General features: G+C 40.3%; 19 protein-coding genes. 9 read left to right on the top strand and 10 right to left on the bottom strand.

The genetic code is table 11. From position 1 onward, the window contains the following. Complete coding sequence (gene hutU, locus AC27JL_RS00180) at positions 1–1,674, bottom strand: urocanate hydratase (protein ID WP_006793078.1); 1,674 nt, start codon at positions 1,672–1,674, stop codon at positions 1–3. A gap of 70 nt (positions 1,675–1,744) precedes the next feature. Next, positions 1,745–2,452, bottom strand: coding sequence for a histidine utilization transcriptional repressor HutC (hutC, locus tag AC27JL_RS00185; protein ID WP_203985887.1), 708 nt, complete (start codon positions 2,450–2,452; stop codon positions 1,745–1,747). Positions 2,453–2,572: 120 nt separating this feature from the next. Here hutC and hutI point away from each other — a divergent pair, with 120 nt between their 5' ends. Together hutI and AC27JL_RS00195 are read left to right on the top strand one after the other, a co-directional pair. Next, positions 2,573–3,820: an imidazolonepropionase gene (gene hutI, locus AC27JL_RS00190; protein ID WP_487194505.1), complete on the top strand. Its 1,248-nt coding sequence runs from the start codon at positions 2,573–2,575 to the stop codon at positions 3,818–3,820. 124 nt (positions 3,821–3,944) lie between these two features. Then, the gene (locus tag AC27JL_RS00195; protein ID WP_487194847.1) at positions 3,945–5,606 is read left to right on the top strand and encodes an EAL domain-containing protein; all 1,662 of its coding nucleotides are present in this window, start codon (positions 3,945–3,947) and stop codon (positions 5,604–5,606) included. Between the two features lie 125 nt (positions 5,607–5,731). Here the strand turns inward: AC27JL_RS00195 and AC27JL_RS00200 are convergent, their stop codons facing one another. Together AC27JL_RS00200 and rraA are read right to left on the bottom strand one after the other, a co-directional pair. Beyond that, positions 5,732–6,793 carry a formimidoylglutamase gene (locus AC27JL_RS00200; protein ID WP_487194506.1) on the bottom strand — a complete coding sequence of 354 codons (1,062 nt, stop codon included), beginning with the start codon at positions 6,791–6,793 and terminating at the stop codon, positions 5,732–5,734. Between the two features lies 1 nt (position 6,794). Next, positions 6,795–7,292 carry a ribonuclease E activity regulator RraA gene (rraA, locus tag AC27JL_RS00205; RefSeq protein WP_006793083.1) on the bottom strand — a complete coding sequence of 166 codons (498 nt, stop codon included), beginning with the start codon at positions 7,290–7,292 and terminating at the stop codon, positions 6,795–6,797. A gap of 205 nt (positions 7,293–7,497) precedes the next feature. On the opposite strand from rraA, the gene AC27JL_RS00210 reads away from it, so the two are divergent. The 3 genes from AC27JL_RS00210 to AC27JL_RS00220 all read left to right on the top strand — a co-directional run bounded on the left by AC27JL_RS00210 (position 7,498) and on the right by AC27JL_RS00220 (position 11,054). Further along, positions 7,498–8,037 carry a phosphatase PAP2 family protein gene (locus AC27JL_RS00210; RefSeq protein ID WP_006793084.1) on the top strand — a complete coding sequence of 180 codons (540 nt, stop codon included), beginning with the start codon at positions 7,498–7,500 and terminating at the stop codon, positions 8,035–8,037. Next, the gene (locus AC27JL_RS00215) at positions 8,034–9,065 is read left to right on the top strand and encodes an MJ1255/VC2487 family glycosyltransferase (protein ID WP_006793085.1); all 1,032 of its coding nucleotides are present in this window, start codon (positions 8,034–8,036) and stop codon (positions 9,063–9,065) included. Before AC27JL_RS00210 ends, AC27JL_RS00215 begins: the two co-directional genes overlap by 4 nt. A 108-nt stretch (positions 9,066–9,173) precedes the next feature. Further along, a complete protein-coding gene (locus tag AC27JL_RS00220) occupies positions 9,174–11,054 on the top strand; it encodes a methyl-accepting chemotaxis protein (RefSeq protein WP_487194507.1) in 1,881 nt (626 codons plus the stop codon). A 23-nt stretch (positions 11,055–11,077) separates the two neighbouring features. On the opposite strand, the gene AC27JL_RS00225 is transcribed toward AC27JL_RS00220, so the two are convergent. From AC27JL_RS00225 to priA, 5 genes are all read right to left on the bottom strand, one after another. Next, positions 11,078–11,452, bottom strand: coding sequence for a gamma-butyrobetaine hydroxylase family protein (locus tag AC27JL_RS00225; RefSeq protein WP_487194508.1), 375 nt, complete (start codon positions 11,450–11,452; stop codon positions 11,078–11,080). A gap of 65 nt (positions 11,453–11,517) precedes the next feature. Further along, positions 11,518–12,846 carry an ATP-dependent protease ATPase subunit HslU gene (hslU, locus tag AC27JL_RS00230; protein WP_487194509.1) on the bottom strand — a complete coding sequence of 443 codons (1,329 nt, stop codon included), beginning with the start codon at positions 12,844–12,846 and terminating at the stop codon, positions 11,518–11,520. Between the two features lie 11 nt (positions 12,847–12,857). After that, complete coding sequence (gene hslV / locus AC27JL_RS00235) at positions 12,858–13,376, bottom strand: ATP-dependent protease subunit HslV (RefSeq protein ID WP_006793089.1); 519 nt, start codon at positions 13,374–13,376, stop codon at positions 12,858–12,860. Between the two features lie 79 nt (positions 13,377–13,455). Next, complete coding sequence (locus AC27JL_RS00240; RefSeq protein WP_487194510.1) at positions 13,456–13,983, bottom strand: SPOR domain-containing protein; 528 nt, start codon at positions 13,981–13,983, stop codon at positions 13,456–13,458. A gap of 20 nt (positions 13,984–14,003) precedes the next feature. Continuing rightward, positions 14,004–16,190 carry a primosomal protein N' gene (gene priA / locus AC27JL_RS00245; RefSeq protein WP_487194511.1) on the bottom strand — a complete coding sequence of 729 codons (2,187 nt, stop codon included), beginning with the start codon at positions 16,188–16,190 and terminating at the stop codon, positions 14,004–14,006. 231 nt (positions 16,191–16,421) lie between these two features. On the opposite strand from priA, the gene rpmE reads away from it, so the two are divergent. Beyond that, positions 16,422–16,637, top strand: a complete 216-nt coding sequence (rpmE, locus tag AC27JL_RS00250) for a 50S ribosomal protein L31 (RefSeq protein WP_006793092.1) — start codon at positions 16,422–16,424, stop codon at positions 16,635–16,637. A gap of 620 nt (positions 16,638–17,257) precedes the next feature. Then, positions 17,258–18,499: a malic enzyme-like NAD(P)-binding protein gene (locus AC27JL_RS00255; protein WP_006793093.1), complete on the top strand. Its 1,242-nt coding sequence runs from the start codon at positions 17,258–17,260 to the stop codon at positions 18,497–18,499. Between the two features lie 68 nt (positions 18,500–18,567). On the opposite strand, the gene metJ is transcribed toward AC27JL_RS00255, so the two are convergent. Next, complete coding sequence (gene metJ, locus AC27JL_RS00260; RefSeq protein WP_006793094.1) at positions 18,568–18,888, bottom strand: met regulon transcriptional regulator MetJ; 321 nt, start codon at positions 18,886–18,888, stop codon at positions 18,568–18,570. Positions 18,889–19,087: 199 nt separating this feature from the next. On the opposite strand from metJ, the gene metB reads away from it, so the two are divergent. Continuing rightward, a complete protein-coding gene (gene metB, locus AC27JL_RS00265; RefSeq protein ID WP_487194512.1) occupies positions 19,088–20,317 on the top strand; it encodes a cystathionine gamma-synthase in 1,230 nt (409 codons plus the stop codon). Between the two features lie 5 nt (positions 20,318–20,322). Next, entirely contained in the window at positions 20,323–22,668 is a 2,346-nt protein-coding gene (gene metL / locus AC27JL_RS00270) for a bifunctional aspartate kinase/homoserine dehydrogenase II (protein WP_487194514.1), read from the top strand. The last annotated feature ends 8 nt before the right edge of the window (positions 22,669–22,676 follow it).

Consider the following 22,676-nt stretch of genomic DNA (forward strand, 5'->3'; position numbering starts at 1 on the left):
TTATTCCTCGTTCAGCATTGGTAAGTCTAAGTTTTGCTCTTTGGCACAGTTTTTTGCGATGTCGTAACCGGCATCTGCATGGCGCATTACACCGGTAGCGGGGTCATTCCAAAGCACGCGGCCAACACGTGCTTTCGCTTCGTCTGTACCATCGGCAACAATAACAACACCTGAGTGTTGGCTAAAGCCCATTCCTACACCACCGCCGTGGTGAAGCGATACCCACGTAGCGCCGCTTGCTGTGTTAAGCAACGCATTAAGCAATGGCCAATCAGAGACGGCATCTGAACCATCTTTCATGCTTTCTGTTTCACGATTAGGGCTTGCTACTGAGCCAGAATCAAGATGATCACGGCCAATAACAATAGGTGCTTTAAGTTCGCCATTTTTTACCATTTCATTAAATGCCAGTGCTAAGCGTGCTCTGTCTTTTAAACCCACCCAGCATATACGAGCCGGTAAGCCTTGGAATTGAATGCGTTCGCGCGCCATATCAAGCCAATTGTGCAAATGTGCATCATCAGGGATTAGTTCTTTTACTTTAGCATCTGTTTTATAAATATCTTCTGGATCGCCCGATAAAGCGACCCAACGAAACGGGCCAATACCCTGGCAAAATAATGGGCGGATATAAGCTGGAACAAAGCCAGGGAAATCAAATGCGTTTGTAACACCTTCTTCAAATGCCATTTGGCGGATATTATTACCGTAGTCAGTGGTTGCTGCGCCTGCTTTTTGTAGGGCTAACATGGCATTAACTTGTACAGCCATTGATTGTTTTGCTGCTTTTACAACCGCTTTTGGATTTTGTTCACGCATTTTTGCGGCGTGCTCCATAGTCCAACCTTGTGGTAAGTAACCATTAAGTGGGTCGTGTGCTGATGTTTGGTCAGTCACTATATCGGGTGTAATGCCACTGCTTACAAGTGTGCTAAATATATCTGCAGCGTTGCCCAGCAAGCCAACCGAAATTGCTTTGTCGTTAACGCATGCGTCAGTAATTAACTGCAGTGCATGTTCAAGATTTGTGGCTTTTACATCAACGTAGCCAGTTTTAATGCGAAAATCGATGCGGCTTTCGTCACACTCAACAACTAAGGCGCAAAAGCCCGCCATAGTTGCCGCCAGTGGCTGCGCGCCGCCCATGCCACCAAGGCCACCTGTTAACACCCATTTACCTTTAGCTTGACCATTAAAGTGTTGTTTAGCCATAGCTACAAATGTTTCGTATGTGCCTTGTACAATGCCCTGAGAGCCAATATAAATCCAAGATCCAGCCGTCATTTGGCCGTACATCATTAAACCTTTTTTATCTAGCTCGTTGAAGTGCTCCCAGTTAGCCCAGTGGGGTACCAAGTTTGAATTTGCAATTAAAACGCGAGGAGCATTGCTGTGTGTTTTAAATACGCCAACAGGTTTACCTGACTGAACAAGCAATGTTTCGTCATCATTTAATCGGTCTAGGGTTGCTATTATTTTATCAAAACTTGGCCAATCACGTGCCGCTCTACCAATACCACCATAAACAACTAATGCGTGAGGATGCTCTGCAACCTCAGGGTCTAAATTGTTCATGAGCATGCGTTTTGCCGCTTCAGTTTGCCAGCTTTTTGCGCTTATCATATCGCCATGCGGTGCACGTATTACGCGACTTGTGTCGAGTCGGTTAGTCATGTGTTGCTCCTGTTGTATATACAAGGTGATTTGTCACAAAAAAAGCGCATGATGCGCAATTTTGTTTATCTTATTTTTTAAACGTTAAGTGTCCGCCCAAGCGGTATTTGCTACCAGGCGATACAAGTCGTGCAAAACTTACAATACCGTTAACTGACCATGTTCTGCGAATAACTTGCAGGCAAGGCTCTTCGTTATATAGGTTTAACCATTGGCACATTTCGTTGTTGGGCATAATGGCTTCTACTGTGTGTCTAGCTTGGGTGAGAGGTGCAACACTTGAAAGATACTCATGAGGAGTCGTTGCACTAAAATCTTGTTGTAAATAGCCGCTAGCAAGCGCAGGGTTTACAAAGCGTTCTTCAAGCTGTATTGGGCTGTCGTTTTCGTTATGAACCAGTACGCTTCGGTACACGACGCTATCTACTTCTACTCCTAGTGCGATAGCAATAGGGGCCACCGCGTTTATTGATTCAAGTATAAGCACGCTACAGGTGTAGTTGCCGTTACGTTCTTTAACTTCATCGGCAATATTTTTAATTTCAAGTAATGAAGACTGCGACTTAAACGAAGCAACAAATGTTCCAAGGCCTTGGCTACGCGTAAGTATTCCAGATTCTGTTAATTCGCTAAGTGCGCGGCGAGCAGTCATTCTGCTAACGCTAAATTGTGTGCTTAGCTCGTTTTCAGAGGGAACGCGTTGGTTTTCTTGCCACAAACCGCTGCGAATTTTATCAACAATAAATTGTTTTATTTGCGCAAATTTAGGTGTTGTCATTAACTGGGTAGCTGCATTAGGAGTAATTTATATTAAATAAGATGACACAATCCTCTTGTATATACAAGATGTGTTGTTAGACTATATTTCAATCATGTCAGGGTATGTATGGACTGCAATATGCAAAACACTCAACAAAATAATAACTTAGAAAATATCGATTTACTTTTAATCGATGCAAATATTGCCACAATGGATCCTACTAGAGATACACCTTATGGGATCATCAAAAATGCAGCGTTAGCCATTAAAAACGGAATAATTGTATGGTTAGGTGAACAAGCATCGTTACCGCCATTTGACGCTTTTGCAACGCCAACTTTGAGCATAAAAGGGCAATGGCTAACACCTGGTTTAATAGATTGCCATACACATTTGGTATTTGCTGGTTCTCGTGCGCAAGAATTTGAGCAGCGATTACAAGGCGTAAGCTATGAACAAATTGCAGCGCAAGGCGGAGGCATTGCAAGTACAGTAAAAGCAACCAGATCTGCAGATAGAGAGCAACTATTTGTTGATGCCAAAGACAGGCTCAATACACTGTTAAAAGAAGGCGTAACAACAGTTGAAATTAAGTCGGGTTATGGGCTTGATACCGAAAACGAAATTAAACTATTAGAAGTGGCAAGACTACTGGGTGAGCATCACCCTATTGATATAAAAACAACATTTTTAGGCGCTCATGCATTACCCAAGGAATACAAAGGCCGTGCAGATGAATATATTGATTTGGTGTGCAACGAGATGCTTGAGCAAGTCGTTGCAGGTGGCCTTGCCGACGCCGTTGATGTGTTTTGCGAAAATGTAGGGTTTAGTTATGAGCAAACTAAGCGCGTATTTGCGGCGGCGGCTAAACATAATTTGCCAGTAAAATGCCATGCAGAGCAGTTATCTAATCAGCATGGTGCTGCGCTGGTGGCCGAATTTAATGGATTATCGGCAGATCATATAGAGTACCTTGATGAGCAAGGTGTAGAAGCCATGGCAAAGGCTGGCACTGTAGCTGTGCTGTTACCAGGGGCATTTTATTTTTTAAGAGAAACTAAACAGCCCCCCATAGAGCTACTTAATCAATATAAGGTGCCAATTGCGATTGCGAGCGACTTTAATCCAGGTACTTCACCGCTGTGTTCGGTGCAATTAATGATGAATATGGCATGCACACTCTTTAGATTAACACCAGAGCAAGCACTGGCAGGTGTTACCAGTAACGCAGCTAAAGCTCTGGGATTAAATGATAGAGGAGTGTTAAAAGTGGGAGCCAGAGCCGACATTGCACATTGGCAAATAAGCCACCCATCGCAATTAAGTTACCAATTCGGCGTAAATAAACTGTCAAATTTATGGATTTTGGGTAAACTTAACTAGTTTGTATTATTTTTGTTCATATTTAACATGTTGTTGTTAAAGTTTTTTTACGAATACGAGTGCCGTTAACTTGAATATATTAACCGACAGTAATTTTCCGATTTTTTTTAGTGGTGCGCTTTTAATGGCGATGATCACCACTTTATTTTCGGTAAAAAATACCAACATTAAATTTAGTTATTTATGCATAGGTGTTGTAGGTTTAGCTATTTTAAGTAGCGGTGAAGCATGGTTAGCTATTTTATTGGCCTTTGGTTTTTGTTTTCACTTATGGCAATCATTTGAGCGCAATAATTGGAGTATGATTATTACCAGCTCTGCCGCTGGACTGTTATTTGTGGTGTTGTTTTCAGCACATTTGTTATTGGATGTGCCGTTATTTTGGGTGGTACTAGCCATATTACTGTGCGCTGTAGTTGGGTTACTAAATGATGAAAGTGATGAGCCCAAAGTTAGCATGGCGCCTAAGCTGGTCGACGACGCCTTTGTAGAAGAGTCACCCCTTTCAGTATTTGCTAGTAAAAAAGAGTTACGTCAAGGTTACTATGTTTGGTGTGATGATACTCAAGTTGAAGCCGTGCTTATTATTATTCGACTTGAAGGCTTTGAGCAAGTTAATCAGCATATAGGGCGTGGCTTTGGCGATATTTTATTAGCGCAATCAGCAAATAGAATACAAGAACAATTAGAAAGCGAAGAAGTGATTACTTTAGTGGGTAATGAAAAACTTGCTCATTTAGGTGGGTTAAATTTTGCGTTTATTTGCAGCTTAGCCAATCATAAGCATTTACACGAACAGATTATTGACACCATACTCGGTGCAACACTTAAGCCTTTTAATGTCGCCAATTGTACGGTTGAAGTGAAAGCGCGAGCAAGCTACGTTGCCTGTAATGAGCAAGATACTAACTTTGACGATTTAATTTCCTATGCCTACTTAGCCCTTGATAGCCAGCCTACTCAAAAAGTGGTGCCTTATCACCAGCAAATGATGATTGAGCAATTAGAACAGCAAGCGCGCTTAAAAGAGCTTGCTAACATTGACTTTGCAAGCGAGCTTGAGTTGTATTTTCAACCGGTTATTTGTAATAAAAATGGTCAAATTGAATTTTTAGAATTGTTATTGCGTTGGCAGCATCCTAAACAAGGGATTTTATCTGCTAATCGTTTTATTGATGATATTAGAATTGCAGGGCTTGGTTACCCACTTGCTAAGTTTGTTATAGAACGGGCTGCAGAACTTGCTATGGCACTTAGAATGGAGGGCATAGCTATACCGCTAAGCATTAACGTATTTGGCCCAGAAATGCTTAATGAAGAGTTTGTTGAGTTTGTTGATAATGTAATAACAGAGCACAACTTACAAATGGGGGATTTAATTGTTGAGTGTCCATTACATATATTTACGGGGCTCGATGATAAAGGCAGAGCGATGATCGCAAGGCTGAACAATATTGGCTTAAAGCTTTGTGTTGATGGCTTAGGTGATAACCCTGTACTGCTTTCTAAGTTACCTAGCTTAGCAGTGGAATATATAAAAGTAGCGCCGTCATTAACGGCTGATTTTAGCAACCAAAATAATATCCGCAGTTTAGTTGGCGGTATGGTTGAAATGCATAATCAGCAAAAAACAAAAGTCATTTTTGAAGGGGTGGAAACCCTTGAGCAACTTAAATTTGTTAAAAGTTTAAATGCCTATGCTGCCCAAGGTTATTACTTTGGGCATCCGCTTAGTAGCATAGGCTTAATGAGCTGGTTAAAAGAGTGGCAACTAGCACAAGGTTAATTAGAGTGAGCGCAAAGGGCTTCGTTTTGCGCTAACTCACTGACGTTTCAAGGTTGTAATACAGGAGAGTAATGCAGCTAAGGTTACATTATCTATTAATTTATAGCCCCACATCACGATCAAATTTATTTGAATGAGCACTCGCTTTCTTTTGCCAGTAAGTAGCTATTTACCAATGCACTGATCACTTGTCCTACATGTGTGGCACCTATTTCAGGTCCGTTTGGGTGTTGGCTCGGTGATGCCTCACATAGGTGTAAGTATTTAGCGTTTCGGTTACTTGCTGCTTTATATATAAAATGTTCAGTGTCGCTGACACTAAACCCACAGCATGTATAGGCACTTACAGGCATAAATGTAATACTGTCTAGATCTACTTCAATACCTAGGGGTAATGAATCAAAACCGTTAATAGCCTTATCAATAGACTGAGTAAGCGTTATGTCGCGTTTTACTTTGAGTGACTGGTAGCTATCAAACGTGAAGTTTGCCTGCGTCATGGCATCAATAATTGCTTGGTTATTTTTCTGCTCGTGTAGGCCAATAACATGGTAATTATTGAGTAGCTTCTCGTTATAAGCATATCGAAACCCATTGCCACTGTGGCGTCCTTCGCATTCTCTAAAGTCAGCATGAGGGTCAAAGTTTATTGCATTGACTGGTGTATGCTGTGAACCACTAAGTGCACGAATAATCCCTAAGGAGTTATTATGCCCGCCACCAATCACAATTGGCTCAAGACCCGCTTTAAATATTAGATTTAATACACTTTCTACGCGCTCATCTAACTGTTGGCATAGCAAACGTAGTTGCTGAAGTTGTTCAGGGTTTTTGTTGTTTAGGAGGTTACTTTGCTCCATTAAGTCATCAACGTGTACTTCGCCAAGTAACAACACTTTTTGAGTGGCAATAAATTGATTATGGGGTTGGTTTAAAAACTTAGATAAAAAAGCAGGCCAGGCTTCACTTGCTCCACCATTGCCTAAATTGGCTTTAGGGCCAATGTCTTCACATATGCCTAAAAGCACATAGCGCATACCAAACTCAGCGGCATCAACAAGGGCTTGTTGAACATCTACGTGAGTGTCGAGTAAAGACATGGCTTGCCATGCTTTTTTTTCGTTTGCGCGGGTAGAGCATAAAGCTTTAACCGCGCTTTCATCATATACTTTTAACTGAGGGATCACGTTATACTTCTACAACTTCCAACTCAAGTTCTTCAGCAGATAGCACAATACCCGTGCTATCGGCATAGATGAAGTCGTCATCGAAAAACGACACACCAGCAAAGTTAACACCAATGCCATTTTCGCCAGCGCCTTCGCTGTCGGCAGCCACAGGGATTGATGCTATGGCTTGAATACCTACATCAAGCTCTTCTAGCTCATCCACATGGCGGACAGCTCCGTACACAACAATGCCATTCCAATTGTTTTCAAAAGCTAGTTCAGCAAGTTCAATATCAATAAGTGCACGGCGAGTAGAGCCACCACCGTCAATTAATAGCACTTGTTCTGTACCGTCTTGAGATAGTATTTCGCGGATCAGTTCATTATTTTCAAAACATTTAACCGTTTTAATGCGGCCACCAAAACTGTGTCGACCACCAAAGTTGATGAACATTGGTTCTAGCACGTCAACCACGTCAGCAAAGTGGTCACATAAATCAGAAGTGCTGTAATCCATTATTTTATCCTCAAAAGGTACATTAATTTATAACTCAGTATACCTGCCTTATAACCAATAACAACGACTTAATCGTAGTAAATTTAAGCAAAACAAGGAGTAAATCAAGAATGGCAACAATAGTGTCTTAAAAGCGTCACTCAATTGTTATTTACAACACCTAAGCTAAATCAGTGTTCATATATTATGCGATGAGGAATAAGCAATGGGAAATAATAATATACTTAAAAAAGTAGCTCAGTTTGACGAGCGATTATTTTTAACTTTGTTTAATTGTAACTCACCTAAGTGGCTAAAAAAAATGGCGTTTGGATTATCTAAAAGTGGTGACGGCGGATTGTATTTAGTTATATGTGCAGGTGTGTGGTGGCTTAGTAAAAACGAGCTGCACCAGCTATTACCAATCGCAATAATGCTTGGCTTTATTATTGAGCGGCCCATTTACTTTTTAGCTAAAAAGTATTTTGCACGAATAAGGCCATGCGATTGTTTAGTAACCAATGCCTATATAGTACCGAGTGACAAGTTTAGCTTACCGTCAGGTCACAGTGCTGCCGCTTTTTTAGTTGCTATTATTTTGTGTCACTTTTTCCCTCAGTATGTATGGCTATTTTTAGGCTGGGCTGGTGGTGTGGCAATATCGAGAGTGGTATTGGGGGTCCATTATCCTGCTGATATTATTATTGGTGCACTGATAGGTAGTTCATGTGGGTTATTTGCATTGGCACTAGTGGTGCCAGCATGAAAATATTATACGGTATTCAAGGTACTGGGAATGGCCATATAACACGGGCCCGTGTTATGGCTAGCTGCTTTAAAAAACTAAATATTGACGTTGATTATGTTTTTTCAGGACGTGCAAATAAAGATTACTTTGATATGCACGACTTTGCGAACTATAAAAGCTTTAGAGGGCTGTCGTTTAATACTAAAAACGGGCAAGTAAAAAGCCTTCAAACCGTTAAAAATGCGCGTATTTGTAAGTTAGTGAAAGACATTAAATCGTTCGATGTAAAACAGTATGACTTTGTGCTTAATGACTTCGAGCCAATTACTGCATGGGCAGCTAAACGAGCGGGTGTTCCTGTGGTTGGTATCAGTCACCAGGCGGCTTTTTTATCTAACAGTGTTCCTATGTTTAGCCGAGGTATTTTACGTAAGTCGTTAATAAAATATTATGCACCTGCTGATACGTATTTGGGGGTTCATTGGCAGCCATTTGCTGAAAACATTATTCCACCCTTTATTGCACATCATGAACATAGTAATCCTGTTGCGATTATTAACAAAGTGTTGGTGTACTTACCCTTTGAAAACCTTGCTAGCATTATTGACTATCTAAAGGACTTTCCCGAAAAAGAGTTTTATTGTTATCACCCCGATGCGCAAAATAGATCGCTGGGTAATATACATTTACGTTCGCCTTCAAGATCTGACTTTTTAAATGATTTAGCCAATACAAGCGGCGTGATTGGTAATGCCGGGTTTGAACTTGCCAGTGAGGCATTAAAGTTGGGTAAAAAGTTATTACTAAAGCCGTTAGATGGCCAGTTTGAACAAAGTGAAAATGCACAAACATTACTCACTATGGGAATGGCTCATGTAATGAATTACTTAAATCCACAAGCATTAGATGACTGGAATAATGCACCTCAAAACAGGCAAATTAATTACCCTAGCGACCCTGAACCACTTGTAGATTGGTTATTACAAAAACAGTGGCATAAAACTCAATTACTACACAGAGGTTTATGGGGAAGTGTTAATTTGTAATGCCATACATTTTTCAGGTATGACCAGTTTGCAAAAAGCTAAAAAAAATAAAAGCAGATTAGGACATTAGTCTATAATAAGGTTGCATATTAACCAAAGGTGTTTGAAATGAGTTTTTTAGAAAATTTAACGATTAAGAGGCGATTGCAACTTAATGCTTTGGTAGTTGGTTTAGCAATGGTTATTCTATTATGTGTAACTATTTTTGAGGGAAAGGAAAATCTTAAATTAAATCAGACTATACAGCTAGCGAAAGAGCTGAATATTCAGCAATTAGAGTTAAGAAAGCATGAAAAAAACTTTTTGTTTTACAAAACAGAGAGCTCTTTAGAGTCGTTCGAAAAAGAGTATGCAGTCCTGGATACAAAGTTAGCTGAATTACAGGCTTTAATGGCTAGTTTAAGTATAGATACTCAGAAAGCAATTCAGCTAAAAAGCTTAGTTGCTAAATATAATAGCGATTTTAATAACGTAGTCTCTCTTCAAAGAAAAATAGGCTTAAATCCAAAAGACGCTCTTTATGGTGACCTAAGAAGTGCTGTGCATAAAGTAGAAACCTTGCTTAACGAGCAGCAAAGCGATGAGTTGCTCGTGCTTATGTTGCAATTAAGACGTGCTGAAAAGGATTTTATGCTGCGTTTAGATATCAAGTATCTCCCCCGTTTTGACGACACAATTACTAAGCTTGAACAAAGCCTTTCTCGTTCAACGATAGACTCAAACACCAAATCACAACTCAATAGTTTAATTGCTACTTATCAAAGTTCTTTTCAGGCGCTGGTAAAAGCCCAAGTTGAATTAGGGGTAAACTTAGAGTCAGGAGCTCTTGGTAAAATGCGAGAAAGCGTGTCAAAAAGTGACACTGTTGTTAGCCAAATTGTTGAGGAAACAGTAACTCATGTTAAAAACAGCGTAAGTGAGGCACAGTTTTTGGCAATTACTATTTTCGTTATTGCAGGCGTTATTGTTTTAGTATTGGTTTATTTTACTAGCCACTCTATTATTGTGCCTATTGAACGCGTTTATCACAGCATAAATGACATTAGGCGCAATAACGACTTAAGCGTAATGATAGAGCAAACAGGTAAAGATGAAATCACTATCATGACGACTGACTTTAATAGTTTAATAGGTGACTTTAAAAACCTGATTTACGAAGTAAATGGCGCATTAAACACACTCAATGTAGCAACAGATCATTTATCTGAGAGCACAGCAGCCACAAGTTCAGGTATGCAAGAGCAATTACACGAAGCTGACATGGTTGCTACCGCAGCAACAGAAATGCAAGCGACTATTCAGGATATTTCACACAATACTGAAGCGGCGGCTAAAAAAGCGGAGTCTACAAACTTGAGTGCTCAACAAGGCCGTAGCGAAGTTGAATCAACCGTTAACCATATCAGAGAATTGTCTGGATCTTTAGGCAGTGCATCTGATGTGGTGTCTCAACTAGAAAAAGACGGTGAAACGATTGGCTCGGTGCTTGATGTTATTCGTGGTATTGCAGAACAAACTAACTTACTTGCGCTTAATGCGGCAATTGAAGCTGCTCGTGCTGGTGAGCAAGGTCGCGGCTTTGCGGTGGTTGCTGATGAAGTACGCTCGCTAGCCCAGCGTACGCAAGAATCTACAAGTGAAATCGAAGGGATTATTAATACCCTACAGCAACGTACTCAGGAAGTTGTAAGCATTATGCACCAATGTCGCTCACAAGGTGATGAAAGTGCATCTCAGGCAATTAAAGCGGGTGAGTTGTTGGGTGCTATTACTGAAGATGTACAAACCATTATGGAAATGAGTACACAAATTGCCGTTGCTATTGATGAGCAAAGCCAAGTTGCATCAGAGGTTAATAAAAACGTGGTACGTATTAGAGATATAGCACAAGATGCATCAGAGCATGCATCGCGTAACGCGCAAACTAGTGAAGAGGTATCTGAGCAAGGTCGCGTACTATATGCTGCGATAGATAAATTTAAAGTCTAAATTTATTAAAGAGCCAATAAAGTTTAAGGAATAAACTTTATTGGCACACTGTCTTTGTTTTTTGTGTTTTCGCTCACACGTTCTAAATACTCATTCCACAACTGAGTCTGCTGTTCTTGCAGCTTAGCAAAATAGTTCCAGCTAAATAACCCGCTATTATGGCCATCGTCAAAATCTAGGCGCAGTGCGTAATGCCCAACCGGGACTATTTTTTTTATCCCGACTGATTGCTTTTTTAAAACCAGCTTCATAGGGCCAGAGCCATGGCCTTGTACCTCTGCTGATGGAGAGTGAACACGTAAAAATTCACAACTAAATACGGCTTTACTATCATCGTCAAAGTAAACATCTAAATTTTTGCTCACGCTATGATAATGCACTTTTGTTACGTGTTTCATGTTTTGTATCCCATTAAAAAAGCCCCCAATATGGAGGCTTTTAGTATAACTACTTATGGTACCAATTAAAGAATAAAGCGGCTTAAATCTTCATCTTCAACTAGTGCACCTAAATGTTTCTCAACATAAGCTGCATCAATAACTACTGACGACCCAGCTTGCTCAGACGCATCGTATGAAATTTCTTCCATTAGCTTTTCCATCACCGTATGAAGACGACGAGCACCAATATTTTCGGTTTTCTCGTTAACTTGCCATGCAGCTTTTGCAATACGCTCAATAGCGTCATCACTGTACTGAACATCAACTTGCTCTGTTTTAAGTAGCTCGCGTTGTTGCTCTGTGAGTGATGCATGAGGCTCTGTAAGTATACGTTTGAAGTCGTTTGCAGTAAGCGCTTCAAGCTCAACGCGAATAGGTAAGCGACCTTGTAGTTCAGGGATCATGTCTGATGGTTTAGCCATTTGGAATGCACCAGAGGCAATAAATAGCATGTGGTCAGTTTTAACCATACCGTGCTTAGTGTTTACTGTTGAACCTTCAATAAGCGGAAGTAAATCGCGTTGTACACCTTCTCGACTAACATCTGGACCCGATGAATCTCCGCGCTTACAAATTTTGTCTATTTCATCGATAAACACAATACCATTTTGCTCTACAGCAAATATAGCCTGCTCTTTTAGCTCTTCTGGGTTTACTAATTTGCCCGCTTCTTCTTCGGTTAGTAACTTAAAGGCTTCCTTAATTTTGAGCTTGCGCTTAGTGCGCTTATCGCCACCCATGTTTTGAAACATGCCCTGTAGCTGGTTGGTCATTTCTTCCATACCAGGAGGCGCCATAATTTCTACGTTTGGTTGTATTTGTGCTAAATCGATTTCAATTTCTTTATCGTCTAGTTGACCTTCGCGAAGCTTTTTACGGAATGTTTGGCGTGTTGATGAGTTTTCATCACGCTGAGTTTCACCGTATTGATCTTTAACAGGTGGTAAAAGTGCATCTAAAATACGATCTTCGGCCGCTTCTTCTGCGCGGTGTTTAAACTTTTTAGTTTGTTGTTCACGTGTCATTTTAATAGACACTTCAACTAAGTCGCGAATGATGGTTTCAACTTCCTTACCAACATAACCCACTTCGGTGAACTTGGTTGCTTCTACTTTAATAAAAGGGGCATTAGCAAGTTTGGCTAAGCGGCGCGCAATTTCTGTTTTACCAACACCTGTAGGACCAATCATTAAAATATTTTTTGGCGTTACTTCTGCACGTAAATCATCGTTTAATTGCATACGGCGCCAGCGATTACGAAGTGCAATAGCAACGGCTTTTTTTGCGTTAGCTTGGCCAATAATATGTTGATCTAACTCGTGAACAATTTCTCTTGGGGTCATAGCAGACATAGCGGTTCCTATTATAATTCTTCAATAGTTTGGAAGTTGTTAGTAAATACGCAGATATCACCTGCAATAGTTAGGCTTTTTTCTACTATTTCACGAGCGCTTAAATCGGTGTTTTCTAATAACGCGGTTGCGGCCGATTGGGCAAAGTTACCACCACTACCAATGGCAATTAAGTCATTTTCTGGCTGAACGACGTCGCCGTTACCGGTGATAATTAAAGAGGCCGTTTCATCGGCTACAGCTAACAGGGCTTCTAACTTTCTGAGTGCACGGTCACTACGCCAATCTTTCGCCATTTCAACAGCAGCTTTGGTGAGATTACCTTGATGCATTTCTAGTTTGCTTTCAAAACGTTCGAACAGGGTGAAGGCATCAGCAGTACCGCCGGCAAAACCTGCGATTACTTTGCCATTATAAAGGCGTCGAACTTTACGGGCGTTACCCTTCATTACGGTATTACCCAATGAAACTTGGCCGTCGCCACCAATTACAACTTTGTTGTCGCGGCGTACACTTACAATAGTGGTCATGTTATTCCTCATCATCGAGTTGCAGGGGCAACTCGTTAAAAACGATTATGATGAGGTTATATGGGTGAATGGTTTATTTTCAAGTCCAGCCCCAAATTCCACAGCCGACGACTTTGACACGCTTGAGTTTATTTTTATCACTTTCTGCATGGCGCTTCGTTTTATAAGGCCCTAAACGTACTTTATACCAAATACCCGTTTCGCCTTTGGTTTCTCTTATTTCAGATATAAGACCAGCAAAGGCTATTTTAGCTTTTAACGATTCAGCCTGTTCATGAGTCCTGAACGAGCCGCATTGCATAACATAAGGACCTTTTTGTTCAATTTCTTTTACTTCTACTTGCACTTCATGGTTTCTGATTTCTTTTATAAATTCAGGCGCACGAGGAACGACCACTTCTATTTTTTCTTTTTCGGCTGGGTTAGTTTGTTTTTCAACAAGTTCTGGGTCGGCATTATTTTTAATAAACCATAATCCATAGGCAAAACCGCCCACAAGCAAAGCTGCAACAATTACCAAAAGATAAGGGAATGGCTTTTTAGCAGGTTCTTTTTTGGAGTTTTTTCTATTTTTTGGTTTTTTATTAATGTAATCGTGCTGTGCCATAGCGTTATTTTGGCCTTAACCTAAATCATATCTATAGGGTCTACATCTAAACTCCAGCGAACTTTTTGTGCAAGTTTACTGGTGCTTAAATAATCAACCATTTGCGCAAGATACTGATGTAATATGCGGCGATCTTGCGCTTGAATGTGCAATTGAAACCGATACATACCCGCAATTCTTTCTAATGGGGCAGGGATCGGACCGAGCAATTGTATACCAGATACCCCGTTAACTGGAACCAAATCTGTCAAAAAGTCGACGACTAGTTTAATACTGAGCCCTTGTGCACGGACTATAGCCATATTTGTGATGGGAGGTAAGTCGGCGTCATCACGCTCGCTTAACGCAAAGCGTGCAAAATCTTGGTAACCATTATTGACCAAATCTTGTAAAAGTGGATGTTCGGGAAAATGTGTTTGTAATAACACCTGGCCAGGCTCTCCTGAGCGACCAGCACGTCCTGCTACTTGAGTTACTAACTGCGCTAAATGTTCCGTTGCTCTGAAGTCGCAAGAATATAGGCCGCTGTCTACGTCTAAAATTATGACAAGGCTTACATCAGCAAAGTGATGACCTTTTGCAAGCATTTGCGTACCAACTAATATGCGCGCTCCACCTAAATTAATTTCGTCGAGGGCTTTTTCTAAACTGCCTTTACGACGAGTTGAATCGCGATCAATACGGGTTACTGGCGTATCAGGAAACTCGTTTGTTAAAAACTCTTCTATTTGTTCAGTCCCTTTACCATTAGGGAATATTTGCGTGCTCCCGCAATCAGGGCATTGATGAGGTACTTGATGTTGGTCGCCACAATGGTGGCAAATCATTTGACCAATCGCTTTATGGAACGTGGCACTAGTACTGCAACGGTTACATTCACTTAACCAACCACATTCATGGCAAATAAGTGTAGGTGAAAAACCACGACGATTTAAAAACACCATAACCTGTTTACCACGATTTAAATGTTGGCGCATAGTAGCAAGGCTTGCGTGAGCAATACCCGCCTGATCGGGCTGGCCTTTCATGTCGAGTAATTTAAATTGGTTATCGGTTGAGGTTTGAGCGCGCTCAGTCAGGCTTAATAGTTGGTACTTATTATTAATGGCTTTATGCAAGGTTTCGAGCGCTGGAGTAGCACTGCCGAGTATAAGTGGGATTTTATGCTGGAATGCACGATAAGCTGCTAAATCTCGAGCATGGTAACGAAGGGTATCTTGTTGTTTAAATGATGAGTCATGTTCCTCGTCAACTACAATCATACCGAGCTTTAAAAAGGGTAAAAAAATACTTGATCGCGTACCTATTACAATAGCGCAACTCCCTTTTTCGCAAAAGCGCCATGTTTGTAGGCGTTCGTTATCGGTAAGTGCAGAGTGCCATAACATGATGGGTGTATCTGGAAAGCGACGACGAAAACGGTTTACCGTTTGAGGGGTAAGGCCTATTTCGGGGACAAGAACTAAGGCTTGCTCACCTCGCTTTAATACTTCTTCAAGACATTGAAGATAGACTTCGGTTTTACCACTACCGGTAACCCCTTCTAATAAAAACGTGTTAAAGCCTTTACTTTGATTAATTGCAGTGCAAGCTACGGCTTGCTCTTTATTCAGTGTAGGCTTACTACCCACTGTTGGTGCAGTATTTTGCCACTGATTATCATGTTCTATGGTTTGTGTAACAAGCGCTTTTGCAATAAGGCTATCGATAGTTTTTTTACTAAAGCCGAGTGCTTTGAGCTCGGTTAATGATGATTTACCTGACTGTGCAAGTTGCTTTAATAAGTTAAGTTGAGTTTTTGCTTTGAGTGACGGAAGTTTTGATCCTTTTTCTGTCAGCATAACCATATTGATACTGGTTTTATCCGGTGACTCACCTTGGCGCAGCGCACTAGGTAGCGCTATATGAATTGTTTCGCCGAGTGGGTAACAGTAATAGCGAGATGTAAAACTCAAAAGCGCAATGTGTTCAGATGATAAAATAGGCGCGTCATCAATGACTTCGATGATGGATTTTATTTTGTTTTCGGGGACGTCGGTCATGCTTTTAATAGCTAAAACAACGGCGACTTTTTTTTGGTTACCAAAAGGCACCAACACACGCATACCCGGTTTAAGTGGTGATGCCATGCCATCGAGTTGCTTATCTACTTTATAATCAAAGGTGCGCGGTAAGGGGACTTTTATAGCGACTTCAGCAAAACACATAGCAACTCAACTCATAAAATTAATGATGTAATGTACTAAAAATAACGTTAAAAACCTACTAGCAAATATTGCTTGCTTAAGTGTCTGCCTACTTTTTTAGCAAAACAGTTAATAATAGCTTGTGTGTTTGATGGTAGTTGGATAAAATCCGCGACCAACAAATTTGTTTTAACGACGTATGGTGCCAGACTTCGGGTTTGGAGAGCGATGCGGCCTTAACTAGAGGTTTCTATGAAAGAAGGTATTCACCCTAAGTACGAAGTAATTTCTGCAACTTGTTCATGCGGCAATAAATTCGAAACAAGCTCTACTCTATGTAAAGACATTCACCTTGACGTATGTTCAGCGTGTCACCCTTTTTACACTGGTAAGCAAAAAGTTTTAGACACTGGCGGACGTGTTGATCGTTTCAACAAGCGTTTCGGTGCACTTGGTAGCAAGAAGTAATTTTTGCTGTCTCGTTAAATTAAGCACCTTAGGGTGCTTTTTTTATGCTTTTAATTTAGTTATACCAATTTAATAGTAATAACGTTTCGATTTAAAAAGTTAAGTGTTACACGAACGGCGTCAATGTTTTTTAATATAGGACAACTAAATAACAAATTATTTAGCTTATTGCTCGATTTTCATATTTCCCTGCTATGCATAACTATTTCCTGTTCTTATTCTGAATATGCATAAACCTTTACAGACAAACCGCAAATTATTCTCTATATTTTTAATTAGTTCATTTTTTAACTAAGTGGTTAAATGCAGCTAACGTGAAGTTATATGTTTTTAAAGTATGTGAATAAGCCTATTTTTGCTTATTTTTATAGGACTTTATTAAGATATTTTATAAAAAATAATGAAAGAACAATTGTGCCTTTAGAATCCGTTATTGGATGAATTTTTATTTATAAAGTGTCGATATAATTTACAAAAGTTATTGAAAAACCTCTTAAAATTAATCGAACTAGCATATAACAGGATAGACCTGATATTGCTTGGAATTTAAAAATAATAAGGGTATCGTAGCCTAAACTTCACCTCTCACTTTTACTTTAATTGCAGGATACAATCGCGTTATGTCAGACTTTCGTGAACAAGCACTACACTATCATTCGCACCCCGTTCCAGGAAAAATTAGCATTGAACTAACAAAGCCTGCTGAAACGGTAAAAGATCTCGCATTAGCATATAGCCCAGGAGTTGCAGAACCCGTACGTGAAATCGCTGCAGACCCTGCAAACGCTTATAAATACACAGGTAAAGGGAATATGGTTGCGGTTATCACTAATGGTACTGCAATTTTAGGCTTAGGTAATTTAGGCCCACTTGCTTCAAAACCTGTAATGGAAGGTAAGGCGTTACTGTTTAAGCGATTTGCTGGCCTTGATTCTATTGATATCGAAGTGAAACACCGCACTACTGAAGACTTTATTAATACAGTTGCTAATATTGCCGACACGTTTGGCGGAATTAACCTTGAAGATATTAAGGCGCCAGAGTGTTTTGAAATAGAAAAAGCATTGATTGAGCGTTGCAGTATTCCGATATTTCATGATGATCAGCACGGTACAGCCATTGTAACTGCTGCGGGTATGTTGAACGCGCTTGAGGTGCAAGGCAAGTCTATCGAAAATGCGACTATTGTGTGTTTGGGTGCTGGTGCTGCTGCGGTTGCTTGTATGGAGCTGTTAATTAAGTGTGGTGCTTTGCGCGAGCACATTTATATGCTTGACCGTAAAGGTGTTATTCATACTCGTCGTGATGACTTAAATGAATACAAAAAACTTTTTGCTAACAATACAGACAAGCGCACGTTGCAAGATGTTATTGAAGATGCAGATGTATTTGTTGGTGTATCGGGGCCTAATCTATTAGCTGCCGATGATTTAAAATTAATGGCAGAAAAACCAGTTGTGTTTGCTTGTTCAAACCCAGATCCAGAAATTGATCCTGCACTGGCTCATTCTGCTCGAAACGATCTAATTATGGCAACGGGTCGATCAGATTACCCTAACCAAGTTAATAATGTTCTGTGTTTTCCGTTTATATTCCGCGGTGCTCTTGATGTACGCGCCAGTGCAATAAATGATGAAATGAAAATTGCAGCTGTAGAAGCGATTAGAAGTATTGCCAAAGAGCCTGTACCTGCTGAAGTACTGACGGCTGCGGGTGTTGATAAGCTGGAGTTTGGTGATAAGTATATTATTCCAAAACCAATGGATCCTCGTTTATTACCACGCATTGCAAAAGCGGTTGCAATAGCTGCTGTAGAGTCAGGTGTTGCACAAATTGATTTACCAGAAAACTATATGGAATAACGACTAAGTCGTAATTTAGACACAAAAAAACCTCAATTAATTGAGGTTTTTTTGTGTCTAAATTACGTTTAGTCTTCGTTTAAAACAGGCACTTCTAGCCCCATTTCTTGCATTATTTTTTTCACTTCTTCAGGCACTTTTTCGGCGTTATCCTTACGTAAGTCATCGTCGTTAGGCAAAGGTTGACCGGTAAATGCATGTAAAAATGCTTCACAAAGTAATTCACTATTTGTTGCATGACGTAAGTTATTAATTTGACGACGCGTGCGTTCGTCCGTTAATACCTTTAATACATTTAGTGGGATTGAAACGGTAATTTTTTTTACTTGTTCTGATTTTTTCCCGTGTTCTGCGTATGGGTGAATATACTCACCATTCCATTTAGCCATAAGATGTATCGTCGCCTCAGATTAATAATTGCTCATATGCACTACAATGCATATGAATATGCGTGAAATTCTATCGATTTAAAAAAGATAGTCAAATACTAGTTGTTTAGCCATCTGGAGCTTTAAATGTTTTGACATCTTTAATAAGATAAATTACTCTTTTAGACGTCTAAACATCCAAATTAAATAGGTGACGAATATGAGCGAAAAAAATAAAGCAACCATTGCAGTAAGAAGTGGTGTTGAAGCAGACAAACATCATGGCGCAGTTGTCGCACCTATTTACTTATCAACCACCTATTCGTTTGCCGACTTTGATACAAAGCGTCAATACGATTACGGGCGAAGTGGTAACCCCAATCGTGATATTTTAGCCGAAACCTTGGCTGAGCTTGAAGGTGGCGCACGCGGTATTATTACTGCCACGGGTATGTCTGCCGTTCATTTGGCTACGCAAATCCTGAATCATGACGATACGTTAGTGATCCCACATGATTGTTACGGCGGAAGCTATCGTTTATTTACTTCACTGCAAAAGCGCGGTTTGCTCAAGCTAGAAGTTTTAGATTTAACACAAGCACAAAGTTTAGATAAAATTTTAGCAATTAAGCCTAAGCTAATTTGGATAGAAACACCAAGTAACCCATTACTACGCTTAACTGATATTAAAGCAATAACCGATGTTGCTAAACAGTGCGGTGCTTTAGTCGCTGCCGATAACACATTTTTATCACCAGCATTACAAAACCCTATTAAATTTGGTGTTGATATAGTTGTACATTCCACCACTAAGTACATCAATGGTCATTCAGATGTAGTGGGCGGTGCGGTGATTGCCGCTTCACAAGAGCTGGGCGATGAACTGGCATGGTGGGCGAATAATATAGGTATTACAGGTGCGCCATTTGATAGTTATTTAACATTGCGCGGGTTGCGAACACTAAATGTGCGTTTAAAGCAGCATCAAGAAAACGCATTAGCGATTGCTAAATACCTAGAAAAGTCGGAATTTGTTCGCCAAGTTTATTACCCTGGTCTTGAATCACACCCACAGCATGAATTAGCCAAAGCGCAGCAACTAGGCTTTGGTGGCATGGTGAGTTTTGATATTAAAGGTGACATAAATGATGCTGCGGCGTTTTTAACCAGCCTACGTGACTTTAGCTTGGCAGAGTCTTTGGGCGGAGTAGAGAGCTTAATATGCCATCCTGCAACCATGACCCATGCTGGCATGGAGCCTAAAGCTCGTCTTGAAGCGGGAGTGGGCGATACACTTATTCGAGTTTCAGTAGGTATAGAAGATATAAACGACTTATTAGCTGATTTAGAGCGCGTGTTTCAGCTTGTAAAGCCAGGCAGTAAAGTAAATTTAAACAAAGGAGCAGGCGGTGACATTAAATTAAGTGCCGCTCATCCAGCGCTTTGGTGAACAATATGACACAAACGGTACATAAATTTGGTGGTTCAAGCCTTAGTTCGGCTCAACGGTATGAGCGAGTTGCGAGTATTATTTTAGAGCATACTCAGCCGGGCGATTGTGTTGTTGTATCTGCGGCGGGAAAAACAACCGATACTTTGGTGAAGTTATGGCAAAGCTATCAGCAACAAGATACGCATGTCGTTGCTGATATATTGCTGCAATTAAATAATCATCAAACTGATTTAATCACACAGTTACTCCATGCAGATCTTAAGCGAACTGCTTTAAGGCTTTTGCATAGTGAACTAACAGCGATTAGTGAATTGATAAAAAACCAAGGCTTGAAAGAGGCTCCCTTGCTTGCTCATGGTGAGGTCTGGTCTGCACGCTTATTGGCGCTTTACCTTACGCAATTAAATATTAATGCTTGTGACCTTGATGCTCGAACACTTTTTACATTAAATAATGGGCAATTGTTACATACCCAAAATGCGCAGCAATGTGCGAAGTTTATAACCCCAGACTACATTAATGTTGTCACAGGCTTTATTGCATCAAATACGTTGGGTGACACGGTTACACTTGGTCGCAATGGGAGTGACTATAGTGCAACCTTACTCGCTAATTACTGCCATGCTAAGCAGGTGTGTATTTGGACTGATACACAAGGTGTATACAGCACAGACCCTCGCAAAGTTAGTAAAGCGGTTAAATACAATAAAGTATGTAGAGGTCAAGCCAACCTATTAGCGCGATTAGGTAATCCTGTTTTACACGCTAAAACGCTTTCTCCTTTAAGAAACAGCGATATAAAACTATCTGTTCGTAGTAGTTTTGATGTGCAAGCAACGCCTACAGATATAGTTAAAGAAGGAAATGTAAAACAAAAGCGTTTTATTACCACGTTAAACAACATCGATTTATTAACAGTTGAAAAGCTGGCCGAAGGCGAAGTCGCAGATGTTAGCCAGCTGATTCAACACAGCATTCATCACTTTAGTCAAAATGGCGAAACTTATTTAGTTGTCCCCTCTGCTTCAACATATAAAGTTGTTAGTTATTTTGAGGGTAGAGCAAACATTAGCGAGTCGAGCTTAAATGGCTGTGCGGTTGTAGCGCCTGTTAATGATATTTCAAAATTGAATGTATTGGCTATTGATACGTTAAATGCTCATGCCATCGAGCCGCGCTTTATTCACCAAGACAGTGGATACATTTTACTATTAACGGATCAGGTTATAGATAGCGATATACTCAGTGTTTTACACGATAAGCTTATTAATAAAGGCCAAGAAGTCGCTTTAATAATCGCGGGCCTTGGAAATGTGGGAGGGGTATTTATAGAGCAGTTGTCAGCTCAATTCGAGCGTTTCTCTGATGACTTTACGATTAAATTGGTTGGGTTAATACGCTCTGAAACGTTACTTTTTAATCCCAGTGGTATAAATATTGCTGATTGGAAAACGCATTTTCTCTCACAAAGCAAAGCTTATAATAACCAAACATTACTAAACATAATTAGTGAACTTGATTATGAGCATAAAGTGGTTGTTGATATTACCGCAAGCGAGGCATTTAGCCAGTTATACCCGGAGTTTGTTGCATTAGATTGCCACTTGATCAGTGCTAACAAATACGCTGGAACTGCAGATACAGCATGGTATAAAACTTTGCGTACGAGTATTAGTGAGCGAAATTTGCATTGGCGCTACAACACAAGCGTAGGTGCAGGCTTACCTGTTAACTTTGCATTGGCAGATTTGCAAAACAGTGGTGACAAAATCACTCGTATTGAAGGTGTTTTTTCAGGCACGTTATCATGGTTATGCAGTAAGTTTGACGGAACAATACCATTTTCTGATCTGGTGCTTGAAGCACAAAAGATGGGGTTCACAGAGCCCGATCCGCGTGAAGATTTATCAGGGCGTGATATGCAGCGTAAACTGCTTATACTTGCCAGAGAGCTTGGCTTAGAACTCGACCTTGATGATATAAGCTTATCAGCACTCATGCCCGAAACGCTTGCTATAGGAAGTTGGGACGACTTTTTAGCTAATGAATCCACCCTCAATGACTTTATTGACGCTCATGCTGCAAATGCCAAAGCACAAAGTTCCGTACTTCGTTACACGGGTTTACTTGAAATTACGGAAAACAAAGTAACCGCTCAAGTAGGTATTACTTATACTCCTATTGGTGATGCGTTAGCTAATTTAACACCTGGCGATAATATTTTTGTCATTAATAGTAAGTGGTATAGCGCTAACGCTCTTGTGATTCAAGGGCCTGGTGCGGGTAAGGAAGTAACCGCGGCGGGTATTCATTCTGACTTATATTGGCTGGTACAAAATATAAAATAAAGGTTACA

It is taken from the genome of Pseudoalteromonas sp. 4NS20-0020, from assembly GCF_057554385.1.